19 protein-coding genes are annotated in these 20,956 nt (G+C 63.3%); 11 read left to right on the top strand and 8 right to left on the bottom strand.

Annotated features, from left to right (window positions below; genetic code table 11):
- Positions 1 to 117: 117 nt before the first annotated feature.
- Positions 118 to 594, top strand: a complete 477-nt coding sequence (locus tag ACOZKU_RS02935; protein WP_314089324.1) for a chemotaxis protein CheW — start codon at positions 118 to 120, stop codon at positions 592 to 594.
- Positions 595 to 992: 398 nt separating this feature from the next.
- Entirely contained in the window at positions 993 to 2,777 is a 1,785-nt protein-coding gene (locus ACOZKU_RS02930; RefSeq protein ID WP_421577586.1) for a methyl-accepting chemotaxis protein, read from the top strand.
- Between the two features lie 67 nt (positions 2,778 to 2,844).
- Here ACOZKU_RS02930 and ACOZKU_RS02925 read toward each other — a convergent pair whose 3' ends face one another.
- The 7 genes from ACOZKU_RS02925 to ACOZKU_RS02895 form a co-directional block, all read right to left on the bottom strand.
- Positions 2,845 to 3,099, bottom strand: coding sequence for a formate dehydrogenase subunit delta (locus ACOZKU_RS02925; protein ID WP_421577585.1), 255 nt, complete (start codon positions 3,097 to 3,099; stop codon positions 2,845 to 2,847).
- Between the two features lie 9 nt (positions 3,100 to 3,108).
- Entirely contained in the window at positions 3,109 to 3,942 is an 834-nt protein-coding gene (gene fdhD / locus ACOZKU_RS02920) for a formate dehydrogenase accessory sulfurtransferase FdhD (protein WP_421577584.1), read from the bottom strand.
- Between the two features lie 8 nt (positions 3,943 to 3,950).
- Positions 3,951 to 6,830 (bottom strand): formate dehydrogenase subunit alpha, encoded by a 2,880-nt coding sequence (gene fdhF, locus ACOZKU_RS02915; RefSeq protein WP_421577583.1) that lies wholly within the window; start codon positions 6,828 to 6,830, stop codon positions 3,951 to 3,953.
- A 55-nt stretch (positions 6,831 to 6,885) separates the two neighbouring features.
- Positions 6,886 to 7,101, bottom strand: coding sequence for a DUF4287 domain-containing protein (locus tag ACOZKU_RS02910; protein ID WP_421577582.1), 216 nt, complete (start codon positions 7,099 to 7,101; stop codon positions 6,886 to 6,888).
- The gene (locus tag ACOZKU_RS02905; RefSeq protein WP_421577581.1) at positions 7,098 to 8,654 is read right to left on the bottom strand and encodes a formate dehydrogenase beta subunit; all 1,557 of its coding nucleotides are present in this window, start codon (positions 8,652 to 8,654) and stop codon (positions 7,098 to 7,100) included. Before ACOZKU_RS02905 ends, ACOZKU_RS02910 begins: the two co-directional genes overlap by 4 nt.
- Positions 8,651 to 9,130: a formate dehydrogenase subunit gamma gene (locus tag ACOZKU_RS02900; RefSeq protein WP_421577580.1), complete on the bottom strand. Its 480-nt coding sequence runs from the start codon at positions 9,128 to 9,130 to the stop codon at positions 8,651 to 8,653. The genes ACOZKU_RS02905 and ACOZKU_RS02900 overlap by 4 nt, the downstream gene beginning before the upstream one ends.
- A 183-nt stretch (positions 9,131 to 9,313) precedes the next feature.
- Entirely contained in the window at positions 9,314 to 10,207 is an 894-nt protein-coding gene (locus ACOZKU_RS02895) for a LysR family transcriptional regulator (RefSeq protein WP_421577579.1), read from the bottom strand.
- Positions 10,208 to 10,310: 103 nt separating this feature from the next.
- Here ACOZKU_RS02895 and ACOZKU_RS02890 point away from each other — a divergent pair, with 103 nt between their 5' ends.
- The gene (locus tag ACOZKU_RS02890; protein WP_421577578.1) at positions 10,311 to 11,306 is read left to right on the top strand and encodes an MDR family oxidoreductase; all 996 of its coding nucleotides are present in this window, start codon (positions 10,311 to 10,313) and stop codon (positions 11,304 to 11,306) included.
- A 15-nt stretch (positions 11,307 to 11,321) separates the two neighbouring features.
- Here ACOZKU_RS02890 and ACOZKU_RS02885 read toward each other — a convergent pair whose 3' ends face one another.
- On the bottom strand, positions 11,322 to 12,092 hold the full coding sequence (locus ACOZKU_RS02885; protein WP_421577577.1) for an SDR family NAD(P)-dependent oxidoreductase: 771 nt from the start codon (positions 12,090 to 12,092) through the stop codon (positions 11,322 to 11,324).
- A 139-nt stretch (positions 12,093 to 12,231) separates the two neighbouring features.
- Here ACOZKU_RS02885 and ACOZKU_RS02880 point away from each other — a divergent pair, with 139 nt between their 5' ends.
- From ACOZKU_RS02880 to ACOZKU_RS02845, 8 genes are all read left to right on the top strand, one after another.
- A complete protein-coding gene (locus ACOZKU_RS02880; RefSeq protein ID WP_421577576.1) occupies positions 12,232 to 13,002 on the top strand; it encodes a DeoR/GlpR family DNA-binding transcription regulator in 771 nt (256 codons plus the stop codon).
- Positions 13,003 to 13,117: 115 nt separating this feature from the next.
- Complete coding sequence (glpD, locus tag ACOZKU_RS02875) at positions 13,118 to 14,635, top strand: glycerol-3-phosphate dehydrogenase (protein ID WP_421577575.1); 1,518 nt, start codon at positions 13,118 to 13,120, stop codon at positions 14,633 to 14,635.
- 42 nt (positions 14,636 to 14,677) lie between these two features.
- Positions 14,678 to 15,760 carry an ABC transporter ATP-binding protein gene (locus ACOZKU_RS02870; protein WP_421577574.1) on the top strand — a complete coding sequence of 361 codons (1,083 nt, stop codon included), beginning with the start codon at positions 14,678 to 14,680 and terminating at the stop codon, positions 15,758 to 15,760.
- A 10-nt stretch (positions 15,761 to 15,770) separates the two neighbouring features.
- A complete protein-coding gene (locus tag ACOZKU_RS02865) occupies positions 15,771 to 16,841 on the top strand; it encodes an ABC transporter ATP-binding protein (RefSeq protein ID WP_421577573.1) in 1,071 nt (356 codons plus the stop codon).
- 2 nt (positions 16,842 to 16,843) lie between these two features.
- Complete coding sequence (locus ACOZKU_RS02860) at positions 16,844 to 17,710, top strand: sugar ABC transporter permease (RefSeq protein ID WP_314089289.1); 867 nt, start codon at positions 16,844 to 16,846, stop codon at positions 17,708 to 17,710.
- 26 nt (positions 17,711 to 17,736) lie between these two features.
- Positions 17,737 to 18,588: a carbohydrate ABC transporter permease gene (locus tag ACOZKU_RS02855; protein WP_421577622.1), complete on the top strand. Its 852-nt coding sequence runs from the start codon at positions 17,737 to 17,739 to the stop codon at positions 18,586 to 18,588.
- 13 nt (positions 18,589 to 18,601) lie between these two features.
- Positions 18,602 to 19,021: a DUF2160 domain-containing protein gene (locus ACOZKU_RS02850; protein WP_314089288.1), complete on the top strand. Its 420-nt coding sequence runs from the start codon at positions 18,602 to 18,604 to the stop codon at positions 19,019 to 19,021.
- 82 nt (positions 19,022 to 19,103) lie between these two features.
- The gene (locus tag ACOZKU_RS02845; RefSeq protein WP_314089287.1) at positions 19,104 to 20,825 is read left to right on the top strand and encodes an ABC transporter substrate-binding protein; all 1,722 of its coding nucleotides are present in this window, start codon (positions 19,104 to 19,106) and stop codon (positions 20,823 to 20,825) included.
- Positions 20,826 to 20,956: the final 131 nt, after the last annotated feature.

Below are 20,956 nucleotides of genomic sequence, written 5' to 3'. Positions count from 1 at the left end.
TGGCGACGCGAGGCCTTTTTTCCGGCCGAATGCCCCAAAGCTTTCGATGTTTGAAAGATTTTAACCAGGACGTGCATAGGATCGAACCACGACGCAGACCAACCTGGAAAGATCCCGATGACCTCCATCACTACCGCCACCTTTGCCGGCGACACGCTCGAAATCATCGCATTCCGTCTGCATGAGCAGGAATTCTGTGTGAAGACGACGACGATCCGCGAAATACGCGGCTGGGCGCCCTCCACGCCGATCCCGCACTCGCCGCCTGATGTAATCGGCGTGATGAACCTGCGCGGCACGGTCATCCCGATCATCGACCTTGCCCACAAGCTCGGCATGAAGAGCACGGAAGCCAATGAGCGCAGCGCCATCGTGGTGGCCGAAGTGCACAGCATGGTCGTCGGCCTCGTCGTCGACCGTGTGTCCGACATCCTCACCATCCGCAGCGAGCAGATCCAGCCGGTGCCGGAAGTGACGACCTCCTTCGACAAGGCCTATGCCGAGGGCATCATCGCCCATGAAAACGGCATGATCTGCTTCCTCAACCTGGCGCGCATGTTCAAGGAACGCGACATGGACGATATCGCGGCTTAAGCGCTCGCCGCATCCGTTTTAAAATCGCAAACCGCCGTGCCCGCGCATGGCGGTTTTTTTGTTGCCTGTTTCTAAATGCAACTATTGAGAGATTATTCGATTGGTCTGTAAAAGGTCTTCTTGACGTTACGTAAGCAACATAAAGTTGTCTGTAAATGTAAGCTATTGTTATATAAGAGAACTTAAAAGTCGCCTCTTGATTTTCATCAATTGTTAAAGCTGTCGTTCCATCTTTGATTGCAGAGGGCAATCTGGCGACGACGCGACGTTCTCCCGCGCAGATTGAAAACGATTATTGATACCGTGGACTGCGCCGCAGTTCATGCAACACCAGCAACTGACGATCGCCACGCGGGCAATCACCATCGAAACCGTGGCCGTTTATAAAGGGACAGGTCATGCTTTCATTTGCGAAATCCATGGATGCAGGCCACATCATTGACGCGCTGTCGCGCTCGCAGGCCGTGATCCAATTTGACCTCAACGGCAACATCCTCACCGCCAATGAAAACTTCTGCAAGGCGCTCGGCTACGACCTGAAGGAAATCGTCGGCAAACATCACCGCATCTTCTGCGAGGCGGCCTACACGGCGAGCGACGAGTATCGCCAGTTCTGGGCCCGGCTCGGGCGTGGCGAGTATGATTCGTCCAGCTACAAGCGCCTGCGCAAGGACGGCAGGGAGATATGGATCCAGGCGAGCTACAATCCGGTCTTCCGCGGTGGCAAACCCTACAAGGTCGTCAAATTCGCGACCGACATTACCGAGGCGAAGATGCGGGCTGCGGAGGATGCCGCCAAGCTCGATGCCATCTCCCGCTCCCAGGCGGTCATCGAATTCACGCCGACGGGCGAAATCCTGACGGCCAACGAGAATTTCTGCGCGGGGCTCGGCTACGAGCTCCCGGAAATCCGCGGCAAGCATCACCGCATGTTCTGCGATCCTGCCTATGCGCAGTCGCAGGCCTATGCGGATTTCTGGAAGAACCTCGCCGACGGCCAGTTCATTTCCAACGAATTCGTGCGCTACGGCAAGGGCGGCAAGGAAATCTGGATCCAGGCCGCCTATAATCCGATCCGCGACCTCAACGGCCGCGTCTACAAGGTGGTGAAATTCGCGACCGACGTGACCGAGCGCATGTCGGCGATCAATGCACTCGGTGGCGCATTGAAGGCGCTTGCAGAAGGCGACCTCACGCAGAACCTCAAGAGGGCCTTCGTGCCTTCCATGGAGGCGGTGCGCAAGGATTTCAACGAAGCCGTTGCCGGCCTGCATGAAGCGATGCGCACGGTCGAGACCAACGCGAATGCGATTGCCTCTGGCGCGCAGGAAATCCGTTCGGCAGCGGACGATCTGGCCAAGCGCACGGAACAGCAGGCAGCCTCCGTTGAAGAGACGGCTGCGGCTCTCGACGAGATCACCACGACAGTCGCCGATTCGAGCCGCCGCGCCGACGAGGCCGGCTCTCTGGTCGCCAAGACCCGGATGGGGGCAGAGAAATCCGGCATCGTCGTCAAGAAGGCGATCGATGCCATGGGGCAGATCGAGCAGTCGTCGCGCGAAATCTCCAACATCATCGGCGTCATCGACGATATCGCTTTCCAGACAAACCTTCTGGCGCTGAATGCCGGCGTCGAAGCGGCCCGCGCCGGTGAAGCCGGCAAGGGTTTTGCAGTCGTGGCACAGGAAGTGCGTGAACTGGCCCAGCGTTCGGCCAGTGCGGCCAAGGACATCAAGGCGCTGATCACCACCTCGGGCGAACAGGTGAAGAGCGGCGTGGCGCTGGTCGACGAGACGGGACGCGCGCTGGAGGAAATCCTGACCCAGGTGCAGGAGGTGCACACGAACGTCGCGGCGATCGTTGAAGCCTCGCGCGAGCAATCGACCGGCCTTCGCGAAATCAACACCGCCGTCAATTCCATGGATCAGGCGACGCAGCAGAATGCGGCGATGGTCGAGGAAAGCACGGCGGCGAGCCATGCCATGGCGCGCGAGGCCGATGCGCTACACGCCCTTATCCGCCGGTTCAGGCTTGCCGGAAACGGTGCGGCGGGCGGGCAGGAGACGGGTCGCGCTCCACGGACCGTCCCCGCTCGCCCGACCGCGCAGCTTCACGCGGTTGCCCGCACCATGCGGTCGTCCGGCAACGCCGCCGTGGCGGCGGAGAGCTGGGAAGAATTCTGAGCCGAGCATATCGTAAAAAACAAACGGCCGGCGCTATGCCGGCCGTTTTGCCTGAGGAGCGCTCGCCTCAGTGCGCGGCGGCGGCCGGCGGCGTCTCGGCCGGCTTGGGGCGGTGGATCAGCGGCGCCGCTTGCAGCACGAGGCTGTCGAGGCCTTCGCCGTTATGGTTATCGACGATATCGAAGAGCTGGCGACGCATGCGCGGTTCCCAGAACTTGTTGATATGGGTGGCAACGCCGCCGGGCCCTTCGCTGGCCGGCTGCGAATGGAAGAAGGTGGCGATCTGGTTTGCCATCCGGATGATCTTGTTGCCTTCGGACATGCTCTTCTCCTAACCGTTGCCCAAACGCCGCACGGTGCCGGGCACGATGCGTTCCGCACCGGTGAAAATTTCGAAATCCTCGCCGCGCACCAGCGCGATCAGCGTCATGCCCGCGTCTTCCGCCGTGCGGATGGCAAGTGCGGTCGGGGCAGAAATGGCAATGATGAAGGGGCTGCCGATGATGGCGGTCTTCTGCACCATCTCGACCGAAACGCGGCTCGTCACGACAACCGCACCGGTCGCGCCTGCGTGGCCTGCGCGGCGCGCCGCGCCGACGAGCTTGTCGAGCGCATTGTGCCGGCCGACATCTTCACGCACGGCGACGAGGCCCTGGCCGGGCACGTAGAAACCCGCGCCATGCACCGCCCGTGTCACCATATGCAGCGGCTGCTGGCCATTCAAAAGCTGTATGGCTTCGACGATCTCGTCTTCGCAAAGTGTAAGTGGTGACGAACGCACGGACGGCGTGACGCGCACCGCCTGTTCGATCGATTCGATGCCGCACAGGCCGCAGCCGACGGGGCCGGCCATGTGGCGGCGGCGGGCAGTCAGCGCGTCGTTCTGCGCGTCGGCAAGGCGGATCTGCAGGTCGATGCCCTTGTCTTCGGCCAGTGCCTCGATGGTCTCGATCTCGGCGGGGTCTGTAATGATGCCCTCGGTGAGGCTGAAGCCGATGGCGAAGTCCTCGAGATCGGCGGGGGTCGCCATCATCACGGCATGGGTCGAGCCGGCATAGGAGAAGGCGACGGGGGTTTCCTCCGGCACGAAGCGCTCGCCGGCACCGAGCCGCCCGTTGCGGCGGGCGGTCTTGGCAACCTTCGTGTGGGTCGGAAAATCCGGCACGGGCGTTCCTATTCCGCTGCCTCCAGCTTGCCCTTGATCCGGCGGGACTGGCGCGACAGCTCGTCATATTCGACCTGCCAGTCGGACGGACCGTTCGACGGGGAGATCTGCACCGCCGTCACCTTATATTCCGGGCAATTGGTCGCCCAGTCGGAGAAATCGGTGGTGATGACGTTGGCTTGCGTCATCGGGTGGTGGAAGGTCGTATAAACGACGCCGGGCGAAACGCGGTCCGTGACGAGCGCGCGCAGCGTCGTCTCGCCGGCGCGGCTTGCCAGCCGTACCCAGTCGCCGTCGCGGATGCCTCGGTTTTCCGCATCGTGCGGGTGCATTTCCAGCCGGTCTTCTTCATGCCAGAGCACGTTGTCGGTGCGTCGCGTCTGGGCGCCGACATTGTACTGGCTCAAGATGCGGCCGGTGGTGAGCAGCAGCGGGAAGCGCGGGCCGGTCTTCTCGTCTGTCGCGACATATTCCGTGCGGATGAACTTACCCTTGCCGCGCACGAAGCCGTCCGTGTGCATGATCGGCGAGCCGAGCGGGTGCTTGTCGTTGCAAGGCCACTGCACCGAGCCGACCTTGTCGAGATAGTCGTAGGAAACCAGCGCGAAGCTCGGCGTCGTCGCGGCGATCTCATCCATGATCTCGGCGGGGTGGTTGTAGTTCCAGCCCAGCCCCATGGCCTGGGCGAGGTTCTGGGTTACCTCCCAGTCGGCATAACCGTTCTTCGGCGTCATGACGCGGCGCACGCGGTTGATGCGGCGCTCGGCATTGGTGAAGGTGCCGTCCTTCTCCAGGAAGGTCGAGCCCGGCAGGAAGACATGGGCGTAGTTGGCGGTTTCGTTGAGGAAGAGATCCTGCACCACGACGCATTCCATGGCGGCAAGACCGGCGGAGACGTGCTTGGTGTCGGGATCGGACTGGAGGATGTCCTCACCCTGGATATAGAGGCCCTTGAACGTGCCTTCGACGGCGGCGTCCAGCATGTTGGGGATGCGCAGGCCCGGCTCGTCGTTGAGCGTCACGCCCCAGAGCTTTTCGAAGATCTCGCGCGTCGAATCGTCCGAGATGTGGCGGTAGCCCGGCAGTTCGTGCGGGAAGGAGCCCATGTCGCACGAGCCTTGCACGTTGTTCTGGCCGCGCAGCGGGTTCACACCGACGCCGTCGCGGCCGATATTGCCGGTCGCCATGACAAGGTTGGCGATGGCCATGACGGTCGTCGAGCCCTGGCTGTGCTCGGTGACGCCGAGGCCGTAATAGATCGACCCGTTGCCGCCGGTGGCGAAGAGGCGGGCGGCGCCGCGCAGCGTCTCGGCCGGCACGCCGGTCAGCGCTTCGGTTTCTTCCGGGCTGTGGCGTGGCTCGGCGACGAAGGCGGCCCAATCCTCGAATTCCGACCAGTCGCAGCGCTCGCGGACGAATTTTTCATCGTAGAGGCCTTCCGTCACTATGACATGGGCGAGTGCGGTGACCACGGCGACGTTGGTGCCGGGGCGAAGGGGCAGGTGGTAGGACGCCTTGACATGCGGCGATGAGACGAGGTCGATGCGGCGCGGATCGATGACGATCAGCTTGGCGCCTTGGCGCAGACGCTTTTTCAGGCGCGAGGCGAAGACCGGATGGCCATCCGTCGGGTTGGCGCCGATGACGATGACGACGTCAGTGAACTCCACCGAATCGAAATTCTGCGTGCCGGCCGAGGTGCCGAAAGCTTGGCCGAGACCATAACCCGTCGGCGAATGGCAGACGCGGGCGCAGGTATCGACATTGTTGTTGCCGAAGCCGGCGCGGACCAGCTTCTGGACGAGATAGGTCTCCTCGTTGGTGCAGCGCGACGAGGTGATGCCGCCGATGGAATCGCGGCCGTATTGATACTGGATGCGGCGGAATTCCGCAGCGGTGTGAGCGTAGGCCTCTTCCCAGGTCACCTCGCGCCAGGGGTCGGTGATCTTTTCGCGGATCATCGGGTTGAGGATGCGGTCGCGGTGGGTCGAATAACCATAGGCGAAACGGCCCTTGACGCAGGAGTGGCCGCGATTGGCCTGGCCGTCCTTCCACGGCACCATGCGCACCAGCTCCTCGCCGCGCATTTCCGCCTTGAACGAGCAGCCAACGCCGCAATAGGCGCAGGTGGTGACGACGGAATGTTCCGGCTGGCCGATCTCGATGACCGACTTTTCCGTCAGCGTCGCCGTCGGGCAGGCCTGCACGCAGGCCCCGCAGGAGACGCATTCGGATTCGAGGAAGTTTTCGTGCATGCCGGGCGAGACGCGGCTGTCGAAGCCACGGCCCTCGATCGTCAGCGCGAAGGTGCCCTGCACCTCTTCGCAGGCGCGCACGCAGCGCGAGCAGACGATGCATTTCGAGGGGTCGTAAGTGAAGTAGGGGTTCGATTCGTCCTTCGGCATCCAGCGGGCGTTGGTCTCGCCGTTGCTGCGCGCCTTAACGTGGTTGTCGCCCTCATAGCCGTAGCGTACGTCGCGCAGGCCCACGGCACCCGCCATGTCCTGCAATTCGCAGTCGCCGTTCGCCGCGCAGGTCAGGCAGTCGAGCGGATGGTCGGAGATATAGAGCTCCATGACCCCCTTGCGGATGTCCTTCAGGCGGCCCGTCTGGGTATGGACGATGAGGCCGGGGGCGACGGGCGTGGTGCAGGAAGCGGGCGTGCCGTTGCGGCCCTCGATCTCGACGAGACAGAGGCGGCAGGAGCCGAAGGCGTCGACCATGTCGGTGGCGCAGAGTTTCGGCACCTGGATGCCGGCCTCCATGGAGGCGCGCATGATGGAGGTGCCCTCGGGAACGGTGACCGCGTTCCCGTCGATGGTGAGCGTCACCATCTTCTCCGAGCGGGCGGCGGGTGTGCCGAAGTCGATTTCAGGAACGAGGGACATGGGAACCTCCGGATGCGTCTGCGCCGCGCTTAAAGCAGCGGCTTGGGTTCAATTCTTACGATTTCGTCTCGGCGAGCGTCGCCGCGACAATCGCATTGGCATGGCCATGGCCGAGACCGTGTGTTTCCTTGAGGAAGGCAACGATCTGCATATGCGCCTTGCCGTCCTGCGCGCGAACGATGGCTTTCCAATGCTCGATCGGCTGGCCGTATTTCTTCTCGATGGTGGGGAAATAGGAGGCCGGGCCTTTGACCTTTTCGGTTTCGCTCATTCTGCGGCCTCCACAATCGGCGCCGGCGAAAAATCCTCCGGGAAGTGCGTCATGGCGCTCATGACCGGGTAGGGCGTGAAGCCGCCGAGCGCGCAGAGTGAGCCGAACTTCATGGTGTTGCAGAGGTCGGCGAGCAGGTCGCGGTTCTTCTCCGGCTCGATGCCCTGCGCGATCTTGTCGGCGGTCTCGACGCCGCGGGTCGAGCCGATGCGGCAGGGCGTGCACTTGCCGCAGCTTTCGACGGCGCAGAACTCCATGGCGAAGCGCGCCTGCTTCAGCATGTCGACCGTGTCGTCGAAGACGGTGATGCCGGCATGGCCGATCAGGCCGTCCTTCGCCGCGAAGGCCTCGTAGTCGAAGGGCGTGTCGAACAGCGCACGCGGGAAATAGGCGCCGAGCGGGCCGCCGACCTGCACGGCGCGGACGGGGCGTCCGGAGGCGGTGCCGCCGCCGATCTCATCGACGATCTCGCCGAGCGTCAGGCCGAAGGCGGTCTCATAGAGGCCGCCCTGTTTGACATTACCGGCGATCTGGATCGGGATCGTGCCGCGCGAACGACCCATGCCGAAGTCCCGGTAATAGGCGGCACCCTTGTCCATGATGATGGGCACGGAGGCGAGCGAGATGACGTTGTTGACGACCGTCGGGCGGCCGAGGAAACCCTGAAGCGCCGGCAGCGGCGGCTTGGCGCGCACGATGCCGCGCTTGCCTTCCAGACTGTTGAGCAGGGCCGTTTCCTCGCCGCAGACATAGGCGCCCGCGCCGACGCGGATTTCCATGTCGAAGGCCTTGCCCGAGCCGAGCACCGAAGGGCCGAGCACGCCGGCGGCGCGGGCGGCGGCGACGGCCTCGTTCATCACGGCGATGGCGTGCGGATATTCCGAGCGGGTATAGACATAGCCCTTGGTGGCGCCGGTCGCGAGGCCGGCAATCGCCATGCCCTCGATCAGCACGAAGGGATCGCCTTCCATGATCATACGGTCGGCGAAGGTGCCGCTATCGCCTTCGTCGGCGTTGCAGACGATGTATTTCTGCGCACCGGGCGCGTCGTGAACGGTCTTCCACTTGATGCCGGTCGGGAAGCCGGCGCCGCCGCGACCGCGCAGGCCGCTGTCGGTGACCTCCTTGACCACGTCGAGCGGGGCCATGGCGATGGCCTTTTCCAGGCCCTTCAGGCCGCCATGCGCCTTGTAGTCGTCCAAGGAAACCGGATCGATGACGCCGCAGCGGGCGAAGGTGAGGCGGGTCTGGTTCTTGAGGAACGGAATCTCTTCCGTTGCGCCAAGACAGAGCGGGTGCCCCTTGCCTTCGAGCAAGCCGGCATCGAGCAGGCCGGGCACGTCGGAGGCCTTGACCGGGCCGTAGGCGATGCGGCCCCCGGCCGTCTCGACCTCGACCAGCGGTTCCAGCCAGTGCATGCCGCGCGAGCCGTTGCGCACGATGACGATATCGAGACTGCGGGATTGCGCTTCAGCGGCCAGCGCCCTAGCGACGCGGTCGGCGCCGAGGGCAAGTGCTGCGGCATCGCGGGGAACGTAGATACGGGCGGTCATCGGCGAACCTCCGCGACGAGTGCATTGGCAAGGTCCGCATCGATCCGTCCATGCAGCTCGCCGTCGAGCATCGCGGCGGGCGCGCAGGAACAGAGGCCGAGACAGTAGATGGGTTCCAGCGTCACGGCGCCGTCCATGGTCGTCTGGTGGAAATCGATGCCGAGCAGCGCCTTGATGCGCTCGGCCACTTCATCCCCGCCCATCGACTGACAGGCCTCGGCGCGACAGAGTTTCAGCACATGGCGGCCCGTCGGGTGGTCGCGGAAATCGTGATAGAAGGTGACGACGCCGTGCACCTCGGCGCGCGACAGGTTCAGTTCGCGCGCAATCACCGGCAGGCTTTCCTGCGGCACATAGCCGAACTCGGCCTGGATTTCATGCAGGATGGGAAGAAGCGGCCCTTCGAGACCCTTCAATTCGCTGACGATCGCCAGCGTTCTGGCGCCGACATCGCTGCCGGTAACGTGCACATTCATGGCCAGGCCTCCCAACCGACACGAATGAACCTGAGCAAGAATAAAGGTTCCACCGCGCCGATACTATTGAAATTCTTCGGCGAAGAGCAGAATTCGGCCGATCTTCGCAGACGATCCGCCAGCTTCTCAGCCCCGAGGCGACGGGTCAATAAGGCAAAGCCGTTGGGCGATAGGAATTTCCTATCAGTCGCCGTCCTTGTCCGCCAGCACGCGTGCCTCGTGCAGCAAAGCGGAGACGAGCGGCGTGAAGGGTTCACGGTGGGTGGCGACCAGGCCGACCGTGTGATGCGGTTCGGGATCGGTCAGGGAAACTATACTGATTTCATCAGGAAACCCGAAAGATTCAGCGACATTGCGCGGCATGATGCTCGACCAGCGCCCGGTGCGCACATGGGAGAACAGCACGATCATCGAATTGGCTTCGAGCGACGGCTCGACGGTGACGCCGGCTTCGGCGAAGTGCCGGTTGATGATGCGGCGGTTCTGCATGTCGGCCGTCAATAGGCAAAGCCTAACGCTGCTGGCCTCCTGCCAGGTCACGGTTTTGCGATCGGAGAAGAGGTTACCCTTCGCCGTGATCAGGCAATAGTGCTCGTGCAGCAGCGGCACGCTGGTGACACGGCCGAGCGGCTCGTTTTCGAGATAGGTCAGGCCGGCGTCGATCTCGAGATTTTCCAATAGGCCGAGGATTTTAATCGAGGTCGTCGAGACGATCGAGAAGGTGACGTCGGGGTGCTTTTCCTGGAAGGGTGCGGTGATGCGGGGCACCATGGCAAGCGTCGTCGGAATGGCGGCGAGGCGGATATGGCCGGACAGGCCCTTTCGTGCGGCGCGCATCTCCTCGCGCAGGGTGCGGGTGTCGCCAACGATGCGGCGTGCCCATTCCAGCACGCGCTGGCCCTCCGGCGTCAGGCCCTGGAAGCGCGAGCCGCGCACGACGAGCATCACGCCGAGCTGATCCTCCAGCTGGCGGATCGCCGCCGACAGCGTCGGCTGCGAAATGCCGAGCTCTTCCGCCGCACGGGCAAAATGCCGTTCGCGGGCGAGCGCGATGAAATATTCGAGCTTGTCTATCATATCCGAAGCGCGCCTCCGTCCTCTTGATACAAAAGAACAGTGGCGGCACCAATGGGCTGCGCCCTATATCTGGTGCAAAGCAGCGAAACCGAGGAGGACGAGGATGACGTTTCAGGCACTGTTGGTAGAGAAGGCCGCCGATGGCGCGGTGTCGGCATCGATCCAGACGCTTGACGACACGCGGCTTCCCGATGGCGACGTCACCGTTGCGGTGGAGTATTCGACGCTGAACTACAAGGACGGGCTGTGCATCAACGGCAAGGGCGGGTTGGTGCGCACCTTTCCGCATGTGCCGGGCGTCGATTTCGCCGGCACGGTGGAGGCGTCCGACGACCCGCGCTACCGGCCGGGCGACCGGGTTGTGCTGACCGGCTGGCGCGTCGGCGAGGTCTGGTGGGGCGGCTATGCGACCCGCGCCAAAGTGAAGGCCGACTGGCTAGTGCCGCTGCCGGACGAACTGTCGACGCGGCAGGCCATGGCAATCGGCACGGCCGGGCTCACCTCCATGCTGTCCGTCATCGCGCTGGAAAAGGCCGGGCTCTCGCCGCTAAAGGGTGAGGTTCTGGTGACTGGGGCAGCCGGCGGCGTCGGCTCGGTGGCCGTGGCGCTGCTGGCGCGGCTCGGCTATTCGGTCGCGGCCGTCACCGGGCGGCCGGAAACGGCGGGTTATCTCAAGGCGCTTGGCGCGGAGACCATTATCGACCGTTCAGAACTCGCAGAACCGAACAGCAAGCCGCTCGAATCCGAGCGCTGGGCAGGGGCAGTGGATGCCGTTGGCGGCGAGATGCTGGCGCGGGTGCTCAAGCAGATGAAATATGACGGTGCCGTCGCTTCGGTCGGCCTTGCGGCGGGAGCCGTCGTGCCGTCCTTCACGGTCATTCCGTTCCTGCTGCGCGGTGTGAGCCTGCTCGGTATCGATTCGGTCAACCGCCCCTACGATCAGCGCGTCGATGCCTGGAACCGCATCGCGGCCGACCTGCCGATGGACAAGCTGGAGGCCATGGTGGTCGAACACCGGCTGTCCGACCTGCCGGATTTGGCGAACCAGATACTGGAAGGCAAGGTGAAGGGCCGGGTGGTCGTCGACGTCAATGGCTGAAAACGGCGAAAGCGGTCAGCAGATCAGTTGGCCGCCATTCACTTCCAGCACCTGGCCGGTAATGTAGCCGGAGAGTGCGTTGGAGGCGAGGAAGAGATAGGCGGGGGCACAGTCCTCCGCCGTGCCGAGCCTTTGCAACGGGATCGTCTTGCGGGTCGCTTCCAGCTTCTCGGCGGACGAGTAGCGTTGGTGGAAATCCGTGGTGATGGTGCCGGGCGACACGCAGTTGACGCGGATGCCGTCGGGTGCGAGTTCGCGGGCAAGGCCTTTCGAATAGGTCGAGACGAAGGCTTTCGTCGCCGAATAGATCGCCGAACCGGGGCTCCCGCCGGTTAGCGCCGAGATCGATACCGTGTTGACGATGGCGGCGTGGGGGGCGCGGCGCAGCGAGCGCAGAAGGGCGCGCGTCACCTCAACCACGGAGGTCTGGTTGAGGCGCACGACGGTTTCATATTGTTCGTCTGTAAGATCGGCGGCCGGGAAGCGGCCGACCATCGTGCCGGCATTGTTGATGAGCACATCGACATGCGGGAAGAGGCTGTCCACGCGCTCAAGGATCGCGCCGATGCCGCCTTCCTTCAGAAAATCCGCATAGACGATGTGCGCGCGCGCTTCGGCGACGGCTGTCTCCAGGAATTCCGGCAGCGGCCCCGCCGGGGCGCGGCCGCCATGCAGCAGCACATGGGCGCCGCAATCCAGGAACTGCCGGGCGATCTCCAGGCCGATGCCGCGGCCGGCGCCCGTGACGACGACATTCGCGCCTTTGAACAAGGCTGGATGAAACATGTGCTGTCCTCCCCGGGTCACCTGCGATCGGCGCAGTATCACAAAAAGTGGCGCACACTCCAAGAAGGCAGGATCGATCAATTGATGTGCTTTCGTTTTTGCATATGATGAAAAAAAACGAAAGCAGTGGGAGGTGCCTATGTTTCTGACGGGTCGGCAGGCGGAGATCGTGGATCTCGCCAAAACCGGAGGCCGCGTCCTCGTGGAAGACCTGGCGGCACGCTTCTCCGTGACGCCGCAGACCATTCGCAAGGACCTGAACGATCTCTGCGACAACAAGGTTTTGACGCGCATCCATGGCGGTGCGCTCTTCCCGAGCGGCAACGAGAATGTCAAATACGAGGCGCGCCGCTCCATAGCGGCCCCGGAAAAGCAGGCGATCGGCCGTGCCGCGGCCGCCGTCATCCCTGACAATTCCTCGCTTTTCATCAATATCGGCACGACGACGGAGGCCGTCGGCGAGGCGCTGCTCGACCACAAGGAATTGATGGTCATCACCAATAACATCAATGTCGCCAATCGCTTGCGTGTCTATCCCTCGATCGAGGTGGTGATCGCCGGCGGCGTGGTGCGCGGCGCGGATGGCGGTATCGTCGGCGAGGCGGCCGTCGATTTCATCCGACAGTTCAAGGTGGATTACGCCGTGATCGGCGTTTCGGCCATCGACGAGGACGGCGCGCTGCTCGATTTCGACTATCGCGAGGTGAAGGTGGCGCAGGCGATCATTGCGAATGCGCGCCATGTCATCCTGGTTTCGGATTCGACGAAATTCGAAAGGACGGCTCCGGTGCGCATCGGCCACCTGTCGCAAGTCCACACGTTCATCACCGACAGCTGTCCTTTCGAGGGCATTCGCGCCATTTGCCAGGAACATGACGTGCGCCTCGTGGAGACCGTTTCACAGGCCTGACACGGCAGCGTGCTATTTCTACTCGCATTCGTTTGACATTCGAAATATTTTCGTTTTAACTCCACTTGCTTTCGCAACTGCGCGCATATTGTGCAATGCGAAATGGGAGGGGAACTTGGACGGCAACGGCATCCGCGATATTTTTGTCATCGGTGGCGGCATCAACGGTTGCGGCATCGCGCGCGACGCTGCCGGTCGTGGTTACTCGGTCGTGCTTGCCGAAATGAAGGATTTCGCCTCCGGCACGTCCTCGGCCTCCACCAAGCTCATTCATGGCGGCCTGCGTTACCTCGAGCATTACGAATTCCGCCTGGTGCGCGAGGCGCTGATGGAGCGCGAAATTCTCTGGGCGATGGCGCCGCATGTCATCTGGCCGATGCGCTTCGTGCTGCCCTTCCAGAAGGGCGGTCCGCGTCCGGCCTGGCTCATCCGCCTTGGCCTGTTCCTCTACGACTATATCGGCGGCCGCAAGCTGCTGCCGGCGACCAGTACGGTGGACCTTGCCAAGGACCCGGCCGGCGGCCCGCTGAAGAAGTTGTTCCGCAAGGCTTTCGAATATTCCGACGGCTGGGTGGATGATGCGCGCCTCGTCGTGCTGAACGCCCGCGACGCCGCCGACCGCGGTGCCGATATCCGCACAGGCACGAAGGTCGTCACCGCGCGCCGCGAGAACGGTCATTGGACTGTCGAGACGGAGAATGTCGAGACGGGAACCCGCGAGACCGTGCGCGCCCGCATGCTGGTCAATGCGGCCGGTCCCTGGATCGACAAGGTTCTGTCCTCCGCCTTCGGGCGCAACGATGTGCACAACGTCCGCCTCGTTCAGGGCAGCCATATCGTCGTGAAGAAGAAGTTCTCCGATCCGCGCGCCTATTTCTTCCAGAACCCGGACGGGCGCATCATGTTCGCCATTCCCTACCAAGAAGAGTTCACGCTGATCGGCACGACCGACCGCGATTACCAAGGTGATCCCCGCGATGTCCGCATCAGCGACGAGGAAATCGGCTACCTTTGCGCCTCGGCCAGCGAATATTTCGCCGAGCCGGTGACGCGCGACGATATCGTCTGGACCTATTCCGGCGTGCGCCCGCTCTTCGACGACGGCGCCAGCAAGGCGCAGGAAGCGACGCGCGACTACGTGCTGAAGGTCGAGGGCGGTGATGGCCAAGCGCCCCTGCTCAACATCTTCGGCGGCAAGCTCACCACCTACCGGCGTCTCGCCGAATCGGCGCTGGAGAAGATCGGTGAGTCGATCGGCACGAAAGGCAACCGCTGGACCGCGCAGTCCCGCCTGCCGGGCGGCGATTTCAAGGTCGATGGCTTCGAGGCCGAGGTGAAGACGCTTGCCGCGCTCTTCCCGTTCCTCGCTGCTTCCCACGCCCGCCGGCTGGTCCGGCTTTACGGCACGCGGGCGAGGGTGATGCTGGAGGGAGCGGCCAGCGCTGCCGATCTCGGACAGCATTTCGGCAGCGATCTCTACGAGCGCGAAGTGCGCTGGCTGATGAAGGAAGAATGGGCCCGGCACGCCGAAGACGTGCTGTGGCGGCGGACCAAACGAGGCTTGCACCTGACGGGCGCGCAAGCGGCGGCACTCGAGGACTACATGGCGGCTGCACAGGCGGCGCCCCACTAGCACACCCTGATCCGGTGGCTGGGAGGAACGACGGAGATAGGAATGCTGGAACTTAGAAACATCGCGAAGGTGGCGGGGGCGGAAACGCATATACACCCGACCAATCTCGTGCTTGAGCGGGGCTCGCTCAATGTGCTGCTCGGCCCGACGCTGTCGGGCAAGACCTCGCTGATGCGGCTGATGGCCGGCCTCGACAAGCCGACATCCGGTTCCGTCTGGTTCGACGGCAAGGACGTGACGGGTGTGCGCGTGCAGGACCGCGGCGTCGCCATGGTCTACCAGCAGTTCATCAACTACCCGGCGCTGACCGTTTACGAGAACATCGCCTCGCCGATGCGCATCAAGGGGGCCGATGCGGCCACCATCGACCGCGAAGTGCGCAAGGCGGCCGATCTCCTGAAGCTGACGCCCTATCTCGACCGCACGCCGCTCAATCTGTCCGGCGGCCAGCAGCAGCGCACGGCGCTTGCCCGCGCCATCGTCAAGAATGCCAGCCTCGTGCTGCTCGACGAGCCGCTCGCCAACCTCGACTACAAGCTGCGCGAGGAGCTGCGTCTCGAGCTGCCGAAGATCTTTGCCGCTTCCGGCGCGATCTTTGTCTATGCGACGACGGAACCATCCGAGGCGCTGCTGCTCGGCGGCAACACGGCGACGCTGTCGCAAGGCCGCATCACCCAGTTCGGCCGCACCATCGACGTCTATCGCCATCCGAGCGACCTCGTCACGGCGCGCACCTTCGCAGACCCGCCGCTGAACACGATGCAGGTTCTGAAAAACGGCGGCAATTTTGAGGTGGGCGGCAAACCGGTGCTGCCGGTGCCGGCGCATCTTGCCGCATTGCCGGACGGTCCCTTCACCATTGCGTTCCATCCGCATCACCTGGCGTTGACGAGCCGGCATCCGACCTCGGCAAGCCTTCAGGCGCGCACCGCGATCTCGGAAATCGCCGGTTCGGAGAGCTTTATCTACATCGAATTCGAGGGCAGCCGCTGGGTCATGCTCTCGCCGGGCATCCACGACATCGAGCCGGACGCAATCATCACCGTCCATGTCGACACGCGCCACCTCATGGCGTTCGGCACGGACGGCAGAACGATCGCCGAGCCGGCCGTCGCTGCGGCCTGAGGAGGAGACCATGGCACGCATTACCCTCGATCACATCCGCCACGCCTACGGCGAAAAGCCGAAATCGGAAGCGGACTATTCGCTGAAGGAAGTCCATCACGAGTGGAACGACGGCGGCGCCTATGCGCTGCTCGGCCCTTCCGGCTGCGGCAAGACCACGCTGCTCAACATCATCTCGGGCCTGTTGCAGCCGTCCGAAGGGCGCATCCTGTTTGACGGCAAGGACGTCACGTATCTGTCGACGCAGCAGCGCAACATCGCGCAGGTCTTCCAGTTCCCGGTTATCTACGACACGATGACGGTCTACGACAATCTGGCCTTCCCGCTGCGCAACCGCGGCGTGGCCGAGCCGGAAGTCGACCGCCGCGTGCGCGACATCCTCGACATGATCGACCTCGCCGGCTGGGCGAAGAAGACGGCACGCGGCCTGACCGCCGACCAGAAGCAGAAGATCTCGCTCGGCCGCGGCCTCGTGCGCAACGACGTCAACGCCATCCTGTTCGACGAGCCGCTGACCGTCATCGACCCGCATATGAAATGGGTGCTGCGTTCGCAGCTGAAGAAGCTGCACCGCCAGTTCGGCTTCACCATGGTCTATGTCACGCATGACCAGACCGAGGCGCTCACCTTCGCCGACAAGGTCGTCGTCATGTATGACGGCCAGATCGTGCAGATCGGGACGCCGGCCGAGCTCTTCGAACGGCCGAAGCATACTTTCGTCGGCTACTTCATCGGTTCGCCGGGCATGAACGTGCTGCCGGCCGCCATCGACGGCAGCAGCATCACGGTCGCCGGAGAGACGCTGACGCTCGATTACAAGCCGGCCGTTTCTGCCGGCGCCAGGACGGAACTCGGCATCCGCCCGGAATTCATCTCGCTGTCGCGCGAGGGCATGCCGGTTTCGATCAGCAAGGTGGAGGATATCGGCCGCCAGAAGATCGTGCGCGCCGAATTCGCGGGCAAGCCGATCGCCATCGTCGTGCCGGAGGATGGCGAGATCCCGGCCGATCCGCGCATCACCTTCGATCCCGCCGCCATCAACATCTACGCCGATAGCTGGCGTGTCGGCAGGGAGGGCTGACGATGAACAAGACCTGGAACAACAAGGCCTGGTTCATGGTCCTGCCCGTCCTGCTGCTCGTCGCCTTCTCGGCGGTGATCCCGCTGATGACGGTGGTGAACTATTCGGTGCAGGACACCTTCGGCAACAACCAGTTCTTCTGGAACGGCGTTAGCTGGTTCTCGGACGTCCTGGAATCCGACCGCTTCTGGCAGGCGCTCGGCCGCAACCTGCTCTTCTCCGGCATCATCCTCGCCATCGAGATCCCGCTCGGCATCCTGATTGCGCTCAACATGCCCAAGAAGGGGCTCGGCGTGCCGGTATGCCTCGTCCTGATGGCGCTGCCGCTGCTCATTCCGTGGAACGTCGTCGGCACGATCTGGCAGGTCTTCGGCCGCGTCGATATCGGCCTGCTCGGACGTACGATCGACGGGCTCGGCATCAACTACAATTACGTCAACAACGTCTTCGATGCCTGGGCCACGCTCATCGTCATGGATGTCTGGCACTGGACGAGCCTTGTCGTGCTCTTGTGCTATGCCGGCCTCGTTTCGATCCCGGAGGCCTATTACCAGGCCGCCAAGATCGACGGCGCCTCGCGCTGGGCCGTGTTCCGCTACATCCAGCTGCCGAAGATGAAGCGCGTGCTGCTCATCGCCTTCCTGCTGCGCTTCATGGACAGCTTCATGATTTATACCGAGCCCTTCGTCGTCACCGGCGGCGGTCCGGGCAACTCGACCACGTTCCTTTCGATCGACCTCGTCAAGATGGCGATCGGCCAGTTCGACCTTGGCCCGGCCGCGGCCATGTCCATCATCTACTTCCTGATCATCCTGCTGTTCTCGTGGATCTTCTACACGGTCATGACCAGCAGCGACGAACAGGCGTGAGGGAGGAAACCATGACCTCGAGTTCTATGACCTCACAGGCAATCGCCGCAAACACGCTTTCCGCACGTGCCGCTTCCAAGCGAAGCCTGTCGTGGATCGTGCCGACGCTCTACATCATCTTCCTGCTGCTGCCGATCTACTGGCTCATCAACATGAGCTTCAAGACGAACCAGGAAATCACCGGCGCCTTCTCGCTCTGGCCGCAGACGCCGACGCTGCGCAACTACGCCGTCATCTTCACCGACCCGGCCTGGTATTCCGGCTATATCAACTCGATCATCTATGTGGTGCTGAACACGATCATCTCCGTCTCGGTGGCGCTGCCGGCGGCCTATGCCTTCTCGCGCTACCGGTTCCTCGGTGACAAGCACCTGTTCTTCTGGCTGCTCACCAACCGCATGGCGCCACCGGCCGTCTTCGCGTTGCCGTTCTTCCAGCTCTACTCGGCCTTCGGCCTGATCGACACCCATATCGCCGTCGCCATCGCGCATTGCCTGTTCAACGTGCCGCTCGCGGTGTGGATCCTGGAAGGCTTCATGTCGGGCGTGCCGAAGGAGATCGATGAAACCGCCTATATCGACGGCTACTCGTTCCCGAAGTTCTTCGTCCGGATCTTCGTGCCGCTGATCGCGTCGGGCATCGGGGTTGCCGCTTTCTTCTGCTTCATGTTCTCCTGGGTCGAATTGCTGATCGCCCGCACGCTGACGACGACGGATGCCAAGCCGATCGCCGCCACAATGACGCGCACGGTGTCGGCCTCCGGCATGGACTGGGGCGTGCTTGCCGCCGCCGGCGTGCTCACCATCATTCCGGGCGCGCTCGTCATCTATTTCGTCCGCAACTACATCGCCAAGGGCTTTGCCCTTGGCCGGGTCTGAGGGGGAGGGTCTCATGGCCACCATCGTCAACCGCAATACCCGCTGGCCCGTCGCGCTGGCCGCCGTGCTTGCCATCTACGCCTTTGCTGCGGGCTTCCTGGTGCTGTCCCTTCCCGTCAAGGACGGCGCGCGCGACTGGTTCGCGTCGCTGATCCCCGGCGGCTGGATGGCCTGGTCGTTCCCCACAGCCATGTTCTTCCTGACGATCTTTCTTCTGATCGCGCTGATGGCGGTCTGGGAATACGCACGCCCGGGCGGCAACCCGCGCGTCGGTATCCTGCGCTTCGAGACGACCCGCGGCGACCGGCTTTTCGTGTCGCTGCTCGGCTCGGCGTTCATTCATCTCGCATGGCTGGGCCTTGTCGGTCCCAACCTGTGGTGGGCTCTTGCCTTGTCCGTGGTCTACGCCATCGGCGTGTTCCGCTTCGTCTAAGGCAAAAGAAAATGGAGGCCTCGGGGAGAAATGGGGCCTTCGCACGTGCAGTCGCAATCGCAAACCCTAAGGGAGGATCAAAATGCGAAAGCAACTTCTGACGACGACGGCAGTCCTGCTGCTGGCGTTCACCGGCTCCGCCTTCGCGGACATGGATGCCGCCAAGAAATTCCTGGATTCGGAGATCGGCGACATGTCCTCGCTCGACCGCGCGGGCCAGGAAAAGGAAATGCAGTGGTTCGTTGATGCCGCCAAGCCGTTCGCCGGCATGGACATCAAGGTCGTTTCCGAGACGCTGACCACGCATGAATACGAATCGAAGGTTCTCGCACCGGCCTTCACCGCCATCACCGGCATCAAGATCACCCATGACCTGATCGGCGAAGGCGACGTCATCGAAAAGCTGCAGACGCAGATGCAGTCGGGCGAAAACATCTACGACGCCTATGTCAACGATAGCGACCTCATCGGCACCCATTGGCGCTACCAGCAGGCCCGCGCGCTGACCGACTTCATGGCCAACGAGGGCAAGGACGTCACCAATCCGGGTCTCGACGTCGACGACTTCATCGGCAAGTCCTTCACGACCGCGCCCGACGGCAAGCTCTACCAGTTGCCCGACCAGCAGTTCGCGAACCTCTACTGGTTCCGCTACGACTGGTTCAACGACGAGAAGAACAAGGCAGACTTCAAGGCGAAGTACGGCTACGACCTCGGCGTTCCGGTCAACTGGTCGGCCTACGAGGACATCGCCGAGTTCTTCACCGGCCGTGAGATCGACGGCAAGAAGGTCTATGGCCACATGGACTACGGCAAGAAGGACCCGTCGCTCGGCTGGCGCTTCACCGACGCCTGGCTCTCGATGGCCGGCAACGGCGACAAGGGCATTCCGAACGGCCTGCCGGTCGACGAATGGGGCATCAAGGTCAACGAGAAGTCGCAGCCGGTCGGCTCGTGCGTCGCCCGCGGCGGCGATACCAACGGCCCGGCTTCGGTCTATGCCATCCAGAAGTATCTCGACTGGATCAAGGCCTACGCGCCGCCGTCGGCAGCCGGCATGAACTTCTCCGAATCCGGCCCCGTCCCCTCGCAGGGCGAAGTCGCCCAGCAGATGTTCACCTATACGGCGTTCACCGCCGACTTCGTCAAGGAAGGCCTGCCGGTCGTCAACGCGGACGGCACGCCGAAGTGGCGCTTCGCGCCGAGCCCGCACGGCGTCTATTGGAAGGACGGCATGAAGCTCGGCTATCAGGACGCCGGTTCCTGGACGCTGATGAAGTCCACCCCGGACGACCGCGCCAAGGCCGCCTGGCTGTACGCGCAGTTCGTGACCTCCAAGACCGTCGACGTGAAGAAGAGCCATGTCGGCTTGACTTTCATCCGTCAGTCCACGCTCGACCACAAGTCGTTCACGGACCGCGCGCCAAAGCTCGGCGGTCTGGTCGAGTTCTACCGTTCGCCGGCCCGTCTGCAGTGGTCGCCGACCGGCACGAACATTCCGGACTATCCGAAGCTCGCCCAGCTTTGGTGGCAGGCGATCGGCGATGCATCGTCGGGTGCCAAGAGCGCGCAGGAAGCGATGGACTCGCTTTGCGCCGAGCAGGAAAAGGTCCTGAGCCGCATCGAGCGCTCCGGTGTTCAGGGCGACATGGGTCCCAAGCTCGCGGAAGAGCACGATCTCGCCTACTGGAACAAGGATGCCGTTGAAAAGGGCAACCTCGCTCCGCAGCTGAAGATCGAGAACGAGAAGGAAAAGCCGCTCACCGTCAACTACGACGAACTCGTCAAGAGCTGGCAGAAGTAACAAGGCCCGGATGGGCGGTTCGCCGCCCGTCCCCTTATCATCCGATCCCTTCTTGCCCGCGTGCCCGACAAGGCGCGCGGGCCTTTTCGTTCTTGGGCCGACGCCGGGGCGGGCGGTTTCCCATCCTTTTG

The organism is Shinella sp. M31 (assembly GCF_049199205.1).
Classification (GTDB): Bacteria; Pseudomonadota; Alphaproteobacteria; order Rhizobiales; family Rhizobiaceae; genus Shinella.
Note: the sequence above shows the minus strand (reverse complement) of the source record. Positions and strands in the feature narration are given on the sequence as shown.

What these genes read in the sequence shown, in the direction of transcription:
- ACOZKU_RS02845 (WP_314089287.1), top strand. Translation starts at nt 19,104, where the DNA reads ATGCGAAAGCAACTTCTGACGACGACGGCAGTCCTGCTGCTGGCGTTC.
- ACOZKU_RS02895 (WP_421577579.1), bottom strand. Translation starts at nt 10,207, where the DNA reads ATGATAGACAAGCTCGAATATTTCATCGCGCTCGCCCGCGAACGGCAT.
- ACOZKU_RS02865 (WP_421577573.1), top strand. Translation starts at nt 15,771, where the DNA reads ATGGCACGCATTACCCTCGATCACATCCGCCACGCCTACGGCGAAAAG.
- ACOZKU_RS02925 (WP_421577585.1), bottom strand. Translation starts at nt 3,099, where the DNA reads ATGTCCGAAGGCAACAAGATCATCCGGATGGCAAACCAGATCGCCACC.
- ACOZKU_RS02890 (WP_421577578.1), top strand. Translation starts at nt 10,311, where the DNA reads ATGACGTTTCAGGCACTGTTGGTAGAGAAGGCCGCCGATGGCGCGGTG.
- ACOZKU_RS02870 (WP_421577574.1), top strand. Translation starts at nt 14,678, where the DNA reads ATGCTGGAACTTAGAAACATCGCGAAGGTGGCGGGGGCGGAAACGCAT.
- ACOZKU_RS02930 (WP_421577586.1), top strand. Translation starts at nt 993, where the DNA reads ATGCTTTCATTTGCGAAATCCATGGATGCAGGCCACATCATTGACGCG.
- ACOZKU_RS02880 (WP_421577576.1), top strand. Translation starts at nt 12,232, where the DNA reads ATGTTTCTGACGGGTCGGCAGGCGGAGATCGTGGATCTCGCCAAAACC.
- ACOZKU_RS02935 (WP_314089324.1), top strand. Translation starts at nt 118, where the DNA reads ATGACCTCCATCACTACCGCCACCTTTGCCGGCGACACGCTCGAAATC.
- ACOZKU_RS02850 (WP_314089288.1), top strand. Translation starts at nt 18,602, where the DNA reads ATGGCCACCATCGTCAACCGCAATACCCGCTGGCCCGTCGCGCTGGCC.
- ACOZKU_RS02900 (WP_421577580.1), bottom strand. Translation starts at nt 9,130, where the DNA reads ATGAATGTGCACGTTACCGGCAGCGATGTCGGCGCCAGAACGCTGGCG.
- ACOZKU_RS02855 (WP_421577622.1), top strand. Translation starts at nt 17,737, where the DNA reads ATGACCTCACAGGCAATCGCCGCAAACACGCTTTCCGCACGTGCCGCT.
- ACOZKU_RS02860 (WP_314089289.1), top strand. Translation starts at nt 16,844, where the DNA reads ATGAACAAGACCTGGAACAACAAGGCCTGGTTCATGGTCCTGCCCGTC.
- ACOZKU_RS02885 (WP_421577577.1), bottom strand. Translation starts at nt 12,092, where the DNA reads ATGTTTCATCCAGCCTTGTTCAAAGGCGCGAATGTCGTCGTCACGGGC.
- fdhF (WP_421577583.1), bottom strand. Translation starts at nt 6,830, where the DNA reads ATGTCCCTCGTTCCTGAAATCGACTTCGGCACACCCGCCGCCCGCTCG.
- ACOZKU_RS02910 (WP_421577582.1), bottom strand. Translation starts at nt 7,101, where the DNA reads ATGAGCGAAACCGAAAAGGTCAAAGGCCCGGCCTCCTATTTCCCCACC.
- ACOZKU_RS02905 (WP_421577581.1), bottom strand. Translation starts at nt 8,654, where the DNA reads ATGACCGCCCGTATCTACGTTCCCCGCGATGCCGCAGCACTTGCCCTC.